Origin of the sequence: Pseudomonas retamae, from assembly GCF_043496865.1 — a bacterium.
Lineage (GTDB): Bacteria > Pseudomonadota > Gammaproteobacteria > Pseudomonadales > Pseudomonadaceae > Aquipseudomonas > Aquipseudomonas retamae.
This window is the reverse complement of the sequence record NZ_JBIEIL010000014.1, coordinates 15,679-28,701: the sequence shown is the minus strand read 5'-3', so window position 1 is coordinate 28,701 and position 13,023 is coordinate 15,679. Positions and strand designations below refer to the sequence as shown.

9 protein-coding genes are annotated in these 13,023 nt (G+C 58.7%); 3 read left to right on the top strand and 6 right to left on the bottom strand.

What is annotated here, in order from left to right; genetic code table 11:
• Positions 1-4: 4 nt before the first annotated feature.
• The 3 genes from ACGSLL_RS23615 to ACGSLL_RS23605 all read right to left on the bottom strand — a co-directional run bounded on the left by ACGSLL_RS23615 (position 5) and on the right by ACGSLL_RS23605 (position 4,660).
• The gene (locus ACGSLL_RS23615) at positions 5-3,400 is read right to left on the bottom strand and encodes a hypothetical protein (RefSeq protein WP_394508146.1); all 3,396 of its coding nucleotides are present in this window, start codon (positions 3,398-3,400) and stop codon (positions 5-7) included.
• Positions 3,401-3,681: 281 nt separating this feature from the next.
• Positions 3,682-4,041 (bottom strand): PilZ domain-containing protein, encoded by a 360-nt coding sequence (locus tag ACGSLL_RS23610; protein WP_394508145.1) that lies wholly within the window; start codon positions 4,039-4,041, stop codon positions 3,682-3,684.
• 232 nt (positions 4,042-4,273) lie between these two features.
• Positions 4,274-4,660, bottom strand: a complete 387-nt coding sequence (locus tag ACGSLL_RS23605; RefSeq protein WP_394508144.1) for a tetratricopeptide repeat protein — start codon at positions 4,658-4,660, stop codon at positions 4,274-4,276.
• A 169-nt stretch (positions 4,661-4,829) separates the two neighbouring features.
• Between ACGSLL_RS23605 and pyk the strand changes: the two genes are divergently transcribed.
• Positions 4,830-6,281, top strand: a complete 1,452-nt coding sequence (gene pyk / locus ACGSLL_RS23600) for a pyruvate kinase (protein WP_090285716.1) — start codon at positions 4,830-4,832, stop codon at positions 6,279-6,281.
• A 201-nt stretch (positions 6,282-6,482) separates the two neighbouring features.
• A complete protein-coding gene (locus ACGSLL_RS23595; RefSeq protein ID WP_394508143.1) occupies positions 6,483-7,775 on the top strand; it encodes a hypothetical protein in 1,293 nt (430 codons plus the stop codon).
• Positions 7,776-7,905: 130 nt separating this feature from the next.
• On the opposite strand, the gene ACGSLL_RS23590 is transcribed toward ACGSLL_RS23595, so the two are convergent.
• The 3 genes from ACGSLL_RS23590 to ACGSLL_RS23580 are packed head-to-tail and all read right to left on the bottom strand — an operon-like array spanning position 7,906 to position 10,712.
• Positions 7,906-8,649 (bottom strand): enoyl-CoA hydratase-related protein, encoded by a 744-nt coding sequence (locus tag ACGSLL_RS23590; RefSeq protein ID WP_394508142.1) that lies wholly within the window; start codon positions 8,647-8,649, stop codon positions 7,906-7,908.
• A 28-nt stretch (positions 8,650-8,677) separates the two neighbouring features.
• Positions 8,678-9,613, bottom strand: a complete 936-nt coding sequence (locus ACGSLL_RS23585; protein ID WP_394508141.1) for an iron-sulfur-binding ferredoxin reductase — start codon at positions 9,611-9,613, stop codon at positions 8,678-8,680.
• The gene (locus tag ACGSLL_RS23580) at positions 9,606-10,712 is read right to left on the bottom strand and encodes a GGDEF domain-containing protein (RefSeq protein WP_394508140.1); all 1,107 of its coding nucleotides are present in this window, start codon (positions 10,710-10,712) and stop codon (positions 9,606-9,608) included. The genes ACGSLL_RS23585 and ACGSLL_RS23580 overlap by 8 nt, the downstream gene beginning before the upstream one ends.
• A 586-nt stretch (positions 10,713-11,298) precedes the next feature.
• Here ACGSLL_RS23580 and ACGSLL_RS23575 point away from each other — a divergent pair.
• A complete protein-coding gene (locus ACGSLL_RS23575; RefSeq protein WP_007916251.1) occupies positions 11,299-12,822 on the top strand; it encodes a fumarate hydratase in 1,524 nt (507 codons plus the stop codon).
• Positions 12,823-13,023: the final 201 nt, after the last annotated feature.

The window sequence follows — 13,023 nt, the reverse complement described above, 5'->3', positions numbered from 1 at the left end:
GGCCTTAGCCGTCTCGAGCCGGTGCAGGTGCGACGTCAAAGCGCTCGCTGTCAGCCCAGTCCGATGTTGTCGCGCCATCGGAGCTGGACAGTGACTGCCTGAACCGGCACCAGTTGCCAGCCTCGCGCAGCGCTATCGACTCGCCGCACCATAGCCCTTCGACCACGGATAACTGCTCCGCCCAGTGCACATCAGGGTTGTACCAGCTCACGACTTTGCCAATGCCTTCTCGCCCCTGGCCGGCGAACTGGACCGGAGGGCTTACCCACTGTCCCCCCGCTGGATGGTCGATGACAGGTAGAAAAGTAGCCAATTGGACGTCGCGCACTGACTTGCCTGAGCCAAAGTCTCCTGATGAAGCTACCGCTTCCAGTCGGTAATCCTTGCCAGTCAATCCACCGGCATCAAGCGTTACCGACCAGGTTCGGCTCAACTGCACTTGCGTACTCTCCGGCATTGAAGACTGATCCCCCACCAGCGTGACCGTGACCGTATCGCCCGGCTCACCAAACCCCGACACCACCACTCGCGTTCCAACACAATCGTTGACCACCGGGGTTTCGATTACCGGAGCATCTGGTACGACCCTGAAATCAAACGCCTGGCTGTCATCCGACTCTTGCAATTCGTCATTTTCATCCAGGAACATTTGCCGCGCCCAGATGGTATTGCGGCCCACCGGCAGCAATACTGTGCCTGCCCAATTACCGTTGTTGTCTACCGGAACATTCGAAAGAACAGGGGCGGCAAAGCCTTGCACAAAAACCGTTACACGCCCTCCTCTCATTGCCTTTCCGTTGATCTTCGCAATACGCTCCAGCGTGCCGTCGCGCTGTGGCTGGATGATTTCAGGAGGCAGCAATACCACTTCCAGCTTATGTTCATCGCTGTTTGCCGAAGGCCTTCCTTGCAACGTCTGCTGTGCATCGATGCCGTGGTTCCGGAATTCCAGACCTTGCAGATCAATCGACCAGTCACCGTCCGCGATCAGGGTTTTGGCTATCCCCAAAGGCCGATCAAACTGTTTGTCGCGCAGTTGTAGAACGGCATTTTTCATGCCGTCCCCGCCCCTGATTGTCACGTCGCGATTGACTCTCGAGCCTGTCACTGGATGGGTGATCGTGGGCGATTGCATGGGCCGCGAGAGGGTAAACGTCTTCGATACAGAACCCGAGGTTTGCTGGGCGTAAGATTGCTTCACCGTGACCTTGTGTTCCTTGTCAGGAGCAAATGGCTGGGCGCGTGTGAACTGCCAAGTGCCGTTGCTGACGACGCCCTTGTGCACTTGATTTTCGTCATCAAACTCGAGGGTGACGTCTGCGTCCCGCCAGCAGGTCCCGCTGAACTTCGGCGAAAGGCCGTTTTCTTCGGGATCATTCAAGCCTGGCGGTTTAGGGGGAATGGTGACATCAAGCGCAACCCAGTTCGGTGATTCCTGCGCTCCCACGAATTGCTTGACCTCGACCTGCCGTTGCCACGAAGGCCCCCACTCCGCCAACGCCCTGGTGGTCCATTCGCCGCGCACCACCGTCGTGTCACGTGCCAGCGCTACATGACTGACGCGCTCGCGAACTTGAACCGTCGCTCCGTTGAAACCTTTACCGGTGAAAGTGGGTTGGTAGTCTTTGGTGTAGTCGAGGTCGCTGACGTTGGGCACATTTTTTTCAACGCTGAACCGATATGGCCGGGACTTGATCCAGCCATTGGCGTTGTCGGAGACTTTCTGAATTACCTCCACGTCATATTCGCCGAAGGGCCAGTCGGTCGCGGTGGTTTGCCACTTGCCGTCCGGTTGTACGGTGGCATTAGGTGGCGCACTGACTGCCGCGGGGACGGTGAACTGAATCTCCGTTCGAAGTTTTACGTTGTAGTGCCCATTACCTGAGAAGACCAGCGTGGCCCCGTCGGCTTGCTCGACGGTGACTGTTGTCAACTCAGCGGGGCGAATCTTGAAATTTCGAGCACCGCTGCGTGGTGAGGATGTGCCATTGAGGGTCTGCATCGCCACAAGTGACAACGGACCTGGCGCAAGCTCTTCCAAATTCACATACCAGGTAGCGGCTGAATCTTCCTTGGAGCCCAGCGCAGGATTATTCAGAAGGTCCTCGAAAATCTCAACAGTGGCGCCTGGCAGCGCCCCCGTCCCGACAATACGAAAAGAAGTGTCTTGTGTACTGCCCGAGGGCGGCGAGCCGATCACAGGCGCCGGGATGCCGATTTCCAGCGGCAAGGCAGCACTGATAGAGATGGAAAACCCTACGAACTGTTTAACCACCAGTTCAATCCGGCGCAGTGGTAGTCCGGAGACTGCGATGCTCCAGTCACCATTCGCAGCCGTTACGGTCGTCGTACCATAAGTAATTGATGGATTAGATTTCTCAATAACCACCAACTGCGCGCCGGGCTCACCGTTGTGACCTTCCATCAGGAAAGACGCATTCTGGGTAGTCGATGGCGACGGTTTCAAAATTTTCGGCGGTACGTAGAATTTAAAGTTGTGACCGGGCCCCTCTTTGGAGAGAACGCCACGCAATGTCTGATAAGCAACAAGTGTATAACTGCCACTTGCGACAAATTCATGGTTACTCGAAGCAGCCCAAGTTCCATCGGCGGCGACTGCGACGCTTTTGAGCACTTGTGTAACCGTATTTTTTATATAAACGTCAATGGTCGCGCCGACCATACCCTTTCCACGAATTAACGGACGAGGCGTGATGTGGAGCCCGTCGTCTACCGAATCTATCGCAGGAGGAAGCAAGACGGAAAAATTATGCTCGGCAGACAACACTACGCCGTGGTAGCCATTTTGAGTATTTAAAACAACCGCTTTATAGTCGCCTTGGGTCAACGTATGCGTTTGAAACGAGAAGCCGCCACCTGCCGACACTTCGAACTTATTGCTAAGAAGGGCATGTGTACCTGATCTAGCCAACTGCACGTGAGACCCTGCTTCCGCCACGCCTGTAATGGTCGGAACGGCCGTTTCATGAACTGTCCGGTCCGATACAGTAATAATCGGGGTCCGCAAAAAATAGAACCATTCAGAGTCAAACCACTCCCCCCAATGAGTACCTGTTTGCCAACGATAATGAATAGCATTTCTTCCCGCCTTGCGACCACCGAGGCTACTTGGAAAATGAACAGGATCCTTGACCGAAATGGTTTTTTTAATCTGAAAATAGTTGTAGCTATTTACGTCATAAAAATGTAGCTCGTACCCATCTGCAGATCCGATTAAAGGCCCGATAAGATCACTATAAATGTCATGTACATGATCAGTTTTGGGTGCTGTAAAAGGTCTTTTTATCGGAGTTGCGGCGTCAGGTTCCATGCTCTGGCTCGCGCTTCCAAAGAGCTCGTCTTCAGCCGGTTGTATTGCGTCATCCGATTCGTTTTCCATGATCCCACACCTCGATAAAAGGGCATTCAGCGTTTGTCCCCCTCTTGGCAGTGAATCGACAATTCTGACGTTGCGCACCTGTCAACTCTGACAGTCCGGACAAACGGTCCCGTTGTAACCGAAGTGCGACAACGCGAGATCAGGCATTGCCTGTGCCATAGCCTGATCGTTCACATCACGCGTTAATGATGCCGCTTTCGCGGGCAAGCCCGCCCCACAGAACCGGCGTACGCCTTAGAGAGACGACAGCCCGCTCGCGGGTAATATTTGGGGGATGTGAATCAAGCCGAAGCCGGCAACGGCTGAAAACTGAAATACCGCCGCAACGCGCGCACCAACAGGCCAAACTCAACCGGCGGCTGCAAAAGAATGAACCCGGCGTCGTAATGCAACGGCGTGGCGTCTTCATGGCACCACGCGCAACACGCGGTGAAGTCGATGACCTGCTGGCAGCCATCGCTATCGGGGATTTTCAGGCGTAGTTGAAAGTCGACACCGACCATCATCGGCAATTGACTGATGAGCATCAGCCCGTCGTCGGAGACGTTGCCGAGGAAGCCGATTGGTTTGTCGGTGACGGTGTTGAACACTCTGAGGAAGTACGGCAACTGATGCCGTTCGATCCGGCGGTCGGTAAACATGCGCAGTTCGCCATGCAAGGCTCCATCACGGAGCCGCACCTTTGCTTCGGAACGTGCCCGCACGCGGGACCGCTCTCCCCGCTTCCGGTGTGCCGGGCGCAACAATCGCCGTCACCTTACCGCTGACCAGTCGCAGGTGTTGCTCCGGATCTCTGCTTGTATGCTGGATCCGGGTTATCTGACTATAGCTGAGCTTGTACACACGGCCAGATTTTGTACGGTATCCCTGTCGTCAGAAACGCGTCGGGCGTACCACGGCGGCGGCGCTGCGGGTCGGGTAATGGCCCAGGCTCTGCAAGGATTCCAGGCGCGCGCGGGCGCGGTAGGCGTATTCGCTGTTGGGGTACGAGGCGATGATGAACTGGTAGGTCTGCACCGCGTCGATATAGAGCTTCTGTCGCTCCAGACACTGGCCGCGCATCATCGACACTTCCGGCCACACGTACGGGCGGGCGCGGCTGGCGCGTTCGACCTTGGACAGCTCGAGCATGACCTGCTCGCAATTGCCTCGCTCATAGGCGCTGTAGGCGTTGTTCAAATGATGGTTCATCGACCAACGGGTGCAGCCCGTGACGGCGAGGACGCTGAGGGCAAGGGCGGCAATGGGCAACAATCGCATGGGGGTTCTCCTGTCTTGTGCTCTGTATCGACCCCTGCCGAGAAATCTTCAGAAGTGTTTGTGCCAGTTGTCGGTTCAATAAAGAAAACGATAAGTAGTGCAAACGAACAATGACTACACCCTTCGAGCATAGTAGCCTCTGCCTGCGCTTGAACTCAGGAGTCTTTGCATGTCCGTCCGTCGTACCAAAATCGTCGCTACCCTTGGCCCGGCCAGTAACTCGCCGGAAGTTCTCGAACAGCTGATTCTGGCTGGTCTGGACGTTGCCCGTCTGAACTTCTCCCATGGCACCCCCGACGAGCACAAGGCTCGCGCGAAGCTGGTGCGTGACCTGGCGGCCAAGCACGGCCGCTTCGTCGCCCTGCTCGGTGACCTGCAAGGCCCGAAAATCCGTATCGCCAAATTCGCCAACAAGAAGATCGAGCTGAAGATCGGTGACAAGTTCACCTTCTCCACCAGCCATCCGTTGACCGAAGGCAACCAGCAAGTGGTCGGCATCGACTACCCGGACCTGGTCAAGGACTGCGGTGTGGGCGACGAACTGCTGCTCGACGACGGTCGCGTGGTGATGCGCGTCGATACCCAGACTGACGATGCATTGCACTGCACCGTGACCATCGGCGGCCCGCTGTCCGATCACAAAGGCATCAACCGTCGCGGTGGCGGCCTGACTGCCCCGGCCCTGACTGAAAAGGACAAGGCTGACATCAAGCTCGCTGCGGAAATGGAAGTCGACTACCTCGCCGTGTCCTTCCCGCGTGACGCCGCCGACATGGAATACGCCCGTCAACTGCGCGACGAAGCCGGCGGCACTGCCTGGCTGGTGGCGAAGATCGAACGCGCGGAAGCCGTGGCCGACGACGAAACCCTCGATGGCCTGATCAAGGCTTCCGACGCGGTAATGGTTGCCCGTGGTGACCTCGGCGTGGAAATCGGCGACGCCGAACTGGTGGGCATTCAGAAGAAGATCATTCTGCACGCACGCCGCCACAACAAGGCGGTGATCGTTGCGACGCAGATGATGGAGTCGATGATCCAGAACCCGATGCCGACCCGCGCCGAAGTCTCCGACGTGGCCAACGCCGTGCTCGACTACACCGACGCCGTGATGTTGTCCGCAGAATCCGCCGCTGGCCTCTACCCGCTGGAAGCCGTGCAGGCCATGGCGCGCATCTGCGTCGGCGCCGAGAAGCACCCGACCGGCAAGACCTCCAGCCACCGCATCGGCAAGGAATTCACCCGCTGCGACGAAAGTATTGCGCTGGCGACCATGTACACCGCCAACCACTTCCCAGGCGTCAAAGCGATCATCGCCCTGACCGAAAGTGGCTTCACCCCGCTGATCATGTCGCGTATCCGCTCCTCGGTGCCGATCTACGCCTTTACCCCGCACCGCGAAGCCCAGGCTCGCGCAGCGATGTTCCGCGGCGTCTACACCATCCCGTTCGATCCAGCCTCGCTGGAACCGCACGAAGTCAGCCAGAAAGCCATCGACGAACTGACCAAGCGCGGCGTCGTGGAAAAAGGCGACTGGGTCATCCTGACCAAGGGCGACAGCTACCACACCACTGGCGGCACCAACGGCATGAAGATTCTGCATGTCGGTGATCCGCAGGTCTGAGTGATCGGCAGTTGAAAAACGAAAGCCCCGCCATGTGAATGGCGGGGCTTTTTGTTGTCTGCATGTCGCTGAAAACCAGTTTTCACAGAACGTCAACTGTCAGTTCTGTCAGTTGTTGCAAGAGCCACTCTTGATTAGCGTGCTACTTCACCACCCAACCACTCAAGACTGGACACGACTTGTAATCAAGGAGGATTGAAGATGGACGTTGCGGCAAACATCTCGCCAGGTAAATTCGATCCAACGTTTGGCAATCAGGGCGTTGCCACTCCGAAAAAACCTCCTGATTTTTCAGGAAACCTTGTCCTGCGGGGAGTGATGATCGACAAATCAGGGCGCACCTATATCGCGGGAAGCGTAGGCCAATCGAACGGTGATGCCTACTACTTGATCAGACTGGATAGCAATGGGGTACACGACACTGAATTTGGCCAGAGTGGCTACGTAACCGGTCAATTTGATGTCGGAGAAAGATCGCATTCCTTCGCTAACGAAATAGTGGAGCAGGCCGACGGCAAACTGCTGCTCATCGGCAGTTTCTTTCAGGCTAACCTTAAGCGTGCCATAGGAGTCGTGCGTCTCGACATCGCTGGCAACCTTGATCCGGCATTCAACGAGACCGGAAAAGTCGCTGTTTACCTCTCGGATGACGACACGGCACATCAGAAGCACCAGCAACAACCCAACGCAGCGAACTCAAAAACCGGGAGCCAGCGGTCGACCGTTCTGCCTGACGGCAAGATCGTATTGCATACCACCGTAGATCGGGATGGATACAAAGTAGCGACAGCCGTCATTCGACTCTTGTCTGACGGCACACGGGATATTGAATTTAACGAGGGAGAAATCGCCTATGTTCTCCACCCGAATTTCACCCACACGGAGCTATACGATCTATTGGCAAAACAGGATGGGACCTACGTGCTCGCGGGCTGTGTACGTGGCAATCATCCTTACCGGGCAGTACTCAACCGCTTGACTGCTACCGGGAAAATTGATGACTCGTTCGCCGTTGATGGCTTTGAAGTGATGGATCCAGTAGAAAACTTGCTGAGCGTCAATGTCGTAAAAGTTATCGGGCAGACGAATAAGCGGCTGTTATCCGTTGGGTATACGGAGCCTGCACACCATGGCGTATTGATCAGCCGGGAATCCGACGGCAAACCCAACATCCAGTTCAACGTAGGCAAACCACTTCTGAGCAGACTGCAAGGCATTGACACCTTATGGCTTGACGCGTCCATCCAGAACAACGGACACATGCTTGTTGCGGGGCTGAGTCTAGTGTCCTCTGGTTTTAACCATGTTATTGCCAGATTCACCGATGACGGCAAATTGGACACGGATTTTGCGGATGGCGGCTGGCGAGTATTCGACCTGGAGAGGGGGATTTGTACTGGGGTTGCAATCGGTGAAGGTAAAATGACGTTCCTCGGCCAAAGGCAAGTCGACGGCCAACCGGTTCAATGCGTCGGCCGTGGATTGATCGAGTGACCTGGCAACGAGATTGCCGGCTGCCCCTGATTGAGAGTTTTATTGTCTGGTCAACCCACTTCTCGAGCAGGCTCGCTCCCACATTTGCAATGCGCTCGGTGGGAGCCTGCTCGCGAAGGAGTCTTGACCTTCACCGAAAAAACTTGCTCAACGCCGCCACCGCCTCCGGCGAACGCAGCCGCTGGGTGAACAACGCGCCCTCCTCCTCAATCACCTTGCGCAGCAACTGACGATCCGGCGCTCGCATCAATTGCTTGCTGATGCACACCGCTTGCGCCGGCAATTCATCGAAGCGCAACGCCATTTCCCGCGCCTTGCTCAACGCCGCATCACCACTACCGAGCGCCTCGGTGGCAATCCCCCACGAGGCGGCCTGTTCACCGCTGAAGCCTTCACCGAGCAACAACAATTGTGCTGCCCTGGCCTGACCAAGCAAACGCGGCAGGATCAGGCTGGAGCCAAACTCCGGGCACAGACCAAGATTGACGAACGGCATGCGCAGGCGCGCATCGTGGCTTACATAGACCAGATCGCAATGCAGCAGCATGGTCGTGCCGATACCCACGGCGGCACCGGCCACGGCGGCGATCACCGGTTTGCCGCATTCGAGCAGGTTGAGCATGAAGTGGAACACCGGGCTGTCGAGGTCGCTCGGCGGTTGCTGGAGGAAGTCGCTGATGTCGTTGCCGGCGGTGAAGCATTCGGCGCTGCCGCTGATCAGCACGGCGTTGATTTCGGGGTCGCTGTCGGCCTGTTGCAGTGCCTCGGCGAGGCGGCCGTACATGGCGCGGGTCAGGGCGTTTTTCTTGTCCGGGCGATTGAGCCGCAGGGTCAGTAAACCGCGTTCGCGTTCCAACAAAATGGCTTCGGTCATGGGGTGTCTCGCGTCTGAAAATCAGCGCTCAACCACGGCTGAGGAATACGTCGGCCAGCAATTGGTTGCGCGGCAATCCAGCCAGATACAGGCGCCGGGCGAAGGCGTCGACACTGGCGGTCGAGCCGCAGACTAAGGCCAGGGTTTGCCGGGAAACAAGGCGCAGTTGCGCCAAAGCGGCGGCTGACTCGGCCGCCGTCCACAGCTCGACGCTGAGGTTTTCGCGCTGTGCAGTCAGCGCCGCCAGGGGTTTGGCCAGATAGTGTTCGCGTTCGTCATGGGCCAGGTGAATGACGCGGATGGCGCCCTGATGATCCTGCCGCAACGCTTCGCGCAGCACACCGAACAACGGGCCCAGCCCCGTTCCGGCGGCCAGCAACCACAAAGGTCTGTCGTGCCAGTCCGGGTCGTAGTGCAATGCCCCACCGCGCAGTTCGCCGAGGCGGACCGGGTCGCCGAGCTGCAGTTTTCGAGCGGCATCGCTGAACTCACCGGGCTCGCGGCAATCGAGGTGGAATTCAAGAAAACGGTCCTCTTGCGGCAGGCTCGCCAGCGAATAGGGCCGCGCAATCTGCCCGAGCCACAACACCAGATGCTGTCCGGCGCTGTAGCGCAGCGGTTGTTGCGCGGTCAGGCGCAGCCGCAGGACGTTGTCGCTGAGCCAGTCCAGAGCCTCGACCGCGGCCGGGCGACCGTCGGTGATCGGGTCGAAGGTGTGTACCTCTAGATCCTCGGTCACCTGACACTGGCAGGCCAGGCGCCAGCCGTCCTGACGTTGCTCGGCGCTGAGGGCGTCCGGTCGATTATCGGCTGGCAGGCCTTGCACGCACTGCACCAGACAGGCGTGACAACTGCCGGCGCGGCAGCTGTAAGGCACCGCAACGCCGCTCTGGTTGAGCGCATCGAGCAGGTTGCTGCCCGCCTCCACTGCCCAGTGGCGGTCACCGACGCGCAATTCAGGCATCGACGTTCTCCCACGCCGCAGAACAGCGATTGCGCCCGTCGCGCTTGGCCCGGTACAGCGCCTGATCGGCGCGCTGCAAGGCGTCGTCCAGATCATCACCCAGACCCAGCAGGGTCATGCCGGCCGACAAACTGAGATTGCGCACATTCAATCCCACCAGTTCCACATCGGTAAAGGCAATACGCAGGCGCTCGCAGCACGCGGTCAGCCGCTCGGCGTCGCAATCGGGCAGGAGCACAACGAATTCCTCGCCACCATAACGCGCCAGCACATCGCCGTCGCGCAGGCATGCCTGGGCGACCCCGGCGAAGGCTTGCAATACCTGATCGCCGGCCGCATGACCGTGCAGGTCGTTGATACGTTTGAAATGGTCGAGGTCGATCAAGGCCAGGCCATGCACGACATCGCTGTCCATCGCATTGAGTTCGCGCGAGGCCAGGCGCAGAAAGTGCCGGCGGTTGAACAGCCCGGTCAGCTCATCGGTGGCGACCAGATCTTCGAGCTGGCGCATCATCCCGCGCAAGGTGTCCTGATGCGCCTGCAAGGCAAACCGGCGCTGGCGCTGGCGTTGCCGCGAGACCTGAACGAAGCGCGCATACAGCACCAGCCACGCCAGCACCAGCGCCAGTACGCACACCTGCAACGCGGCGAGCGCCGGCTCGCGCAGGCGCAACTGGTAACCGTCCCACAGAGTGATCGCACTGAAACTGAAGAACACCAGCAAGGCACAACGAACGAACGCGCGCCGGCTGAGATGGAACAGCCCAAACAACAGGATGATCACGTAAAACACCAGGAAGACACTGCGGGCTTGATCCAGATGGGCGATCAGCCAGGTCTGCCAGCCGAGCCCGAGCAACACCTGCGCTTCGGTCAGGCTGGGATCGGCGAAACGCAGGTTGCGCCCGCTCCAGAACAAGGCGAACAGCACCGCCTGGCTGATGACCACCAGGGCGCTGCCGATGCTCACGGCGCTGAGGGATTGCTCGTAGTGTCCGGTAAAAAACGCCAGCCACAGCAGCAGCAAAGCCAATCCGTAGGTGGCTGCAGCGAGGGCGAAGCGTTTGAGCAAAAGACGTTGAATGGCGTTATGGGTCAATCGTTGACTCACCGTGCGATAAGAAGCTGACCGAGTGTCCTACTCTACAGACCGGTTGCCACTTTAGAGGCCCGGTCGCTAAATGACCACCGATTTTCGGGCCGGGAAAATGGCGTCAAAAGTGTGTCCTGTGTTTGACTTCAAAAGCCCCTCACCCTAGCCCTCTCCCGGAGGGAGAGGGGACTGACCGAGTCGACTGTTCGAACAGCGCCGACCTTGAATACCGCGTCGGACTCAGGTTCTGACGACACGAAGATCCGCTCCTTTCCAAGCCGAACACACCATTGAACCACACGAAAATCGGCTCCCTCTCCCTCGGGAGAGGGCTGGGGTGAGGGGCCGCCGTCGAAACGCATCCCCATGTCCGATATTCGCCCACCCATGCGACCAACGAATGACCGCCGACGCGTGTACGCCCCTTAGATGCGCGGTATACTGCCGCGCCTTTTTAGCGTCGCGCCACAAAGGGACAGCTACAAGCCGCAAGCCTGAAGCGGCAAGCTCAAGCTGTCCGCGTAATGCTTAACTTGCCGCTCGAAGCTAGAAGCTTGTAGCTGCCCCATCGTGTTTTAGAGGAGCGCGACTCATGACCGTGATCAAGCAAGACGACCTGATTCAGAGCGTTGCCGACGCCCTGCAGTTCATTTCCTATTACCACCCCGTGGATTTCATCCAGGCGATGCACGAAGCCTACCTGCGCGAAGAATCGCCAGCGGCCCGTGATTCGATGGCGCAGATCCTGATCAACTCGCGCATGTGCGCCACCGGCCACCGTCCGATCTGCCAGGACACCGGTATTGTCACCGTGTTCGTGCGTGTCGGCATGGACGTGCGTTGGGATGGCGCCACCATGGGCCTGGACGACATGATCAACGAAGGCGTGCGTCGCGCCTACAACCTGCCGGAAAACGTCCTGCGCGCTTCGATCCTCGCCGACCCGGCAGGCGCGCGCAAGAACACCAAGGACAACACCCCGGCCGTGATTCACTACTCCATCGTCCCGGGCAACACCGTGGAAGTGGACGTGGCGGCCAAGGGCGGCGGTTCCGAGAACAAGTCGAAAATGGCCATGCTCAACCCCTCCGACTCGATCGTCGACTGGGTGCTCAAGACCGTTCCGACCATGGGCGCCGGCTGGTGCCCGCCGGGCATGCTCGGCATCGGCATCGGTGGCACCGCCGAGAAAGCTGCGGTGATGGCCAAGGAAGTGTTGATGGAGTCCATCGACATTCACGAACTGAAGGCCCGCGGCCCGCAGAACCGTATCGAAGAAATGCGTCTGGAGCTGTTCGAGAAGGTCAACCAGCTGGGCATCGGCGCCCAGGGCCTCGGTGGCCTGACCACCGTGCTCGACGTGAAGATCATGGATTACCCGACCCACGCCGCCTCCTTGCCGGTGTGCATGATCCCCAACTGCGCCGCTACCCGTCACGCGCACTTCGTGCTTGATGGTTCCGGCCCGGCCTCGCTGGAAGCGCCACCGCTGGACGCCTACCCGGAAATCGTCTGGGAAGCCGGCCCGTCGGCCCGTCGCGTCAACCTCGACACCCTGACCCCGGAAGACGTGCAAAGCTGGAAACCGGGCGAAACCGTGCTGCTCAACGGCAAGATGCTCACCGGTCGCGACGCTGCGCACAAGCGCATGGTCGAGATGCTCAACAAGGGTGAAACCCTGCCGGTCGACCTCAAGGGCCGCTTCATCTACTACGTCGGCCCGGTCGATCCGGTCGGTGACGAAGTGGTGGGCCCGGCTGGCCCGACCACCGCAACGCGGATGGACAAGTTCACCCGGCAGATCCTTGAGCAGACCGGCCTGTTGGGCATGATTGGCAAGTCGGAGCGCGGCCCGACCGCGATCGAAGCGATCAAGGACAACAAGGCCGTGTACCTGATGGCTGTCGGCGGCGCCGCTTATCTGGTCGCCCAGGCGATCAAGAAATCCAAGGTGCTGGCGTTTGCCGAGCTGGGCATGGAGGCGATCTACGAGTTCGAGGTCAAGGACATGCCGGTCACCGTAGCAGTGGACAGCAAAGGCGAGTCGGTACACATCACCGGTCCTGCGATCTGGCAACAGAAGATCAGCGAGAGCCTGGCGGTAGAAGTGCAGTAAGCGCTTTGCCCGAATCAAAACGGCCGGCTCATCCATAGCGATGACCCGGCCGTTTTTTCATCTGCATGCATTTGGCGATTAAAAACCCTCTCAAGCACACAAAACAGTCTTGCGCACCTGTCAGATCTGACAGGTCCATTTTTCGGCGTTTCTTGTTAGCGTCGATCCATTCACGCCCAACCTGCGCGCAATGGATTAGAC

Bases quoted from the DNA above. Each gene is read 5' to 3' on its own strand.
- ACGSLL_RS23615 (WP_394508146.1), bottom strand. From the start codon at position 3,400: ATGGAAAACGAATCGGATGACGCAATACAACCGGCTGAAGACGAGCTC.
- ACGSLL_RS23610 (WP_394508145.1), bottom strand. From the start codon at position 4,041: ATGTTTACCGACCGCCGGATCGAACGGCATCAGTTGCCGTACTTCCTC.
- ACGSLL_RS23605 (WP_394508144.1), bottom strand. From the start codon at position 4,660: ATGCGATTGTTGCCCATTGCCGCCCTTGCCCTCAGCGTCCTCGCCGTC.
- pyk (WP_090285716.1), top strand. From the start codon at position 4,830: ATGTCCGTCCGTCGTACCAAAATCGTCGCTACCCTTGGCCCGGCCAGT.
- ACGSLL_RS23595 (WP_394508143.1), top strand. From the start codon at position 6,483: ATGGACGTTGCGGCAAACATCTCGCCAGGTAAATTCGATCCAACGTTT.
- ACGSLL_RS23590 (WP_394508142.1), bottom strand. From the start codon at position 8,649: ATGACCGAAGCCATTTTGTTGGAACGCGAACGCGGTTTACTGACCCTG.
- ACGSLL_RS23585 (WP_394508141.1), bottom strand. From the start codon at position 9,613: ATGCCTGAATTGCGCGTCGGTGACCGCCACTGGGCAGTGGAGGCGGGC.
- ACGSLL_RS23575 (WP_007916251.1), top strand. From the start codon at position 11,299: ATGACCGTGATCAAGCAAGACGACCTGATTCAGAGCGTTGCCGACGCC.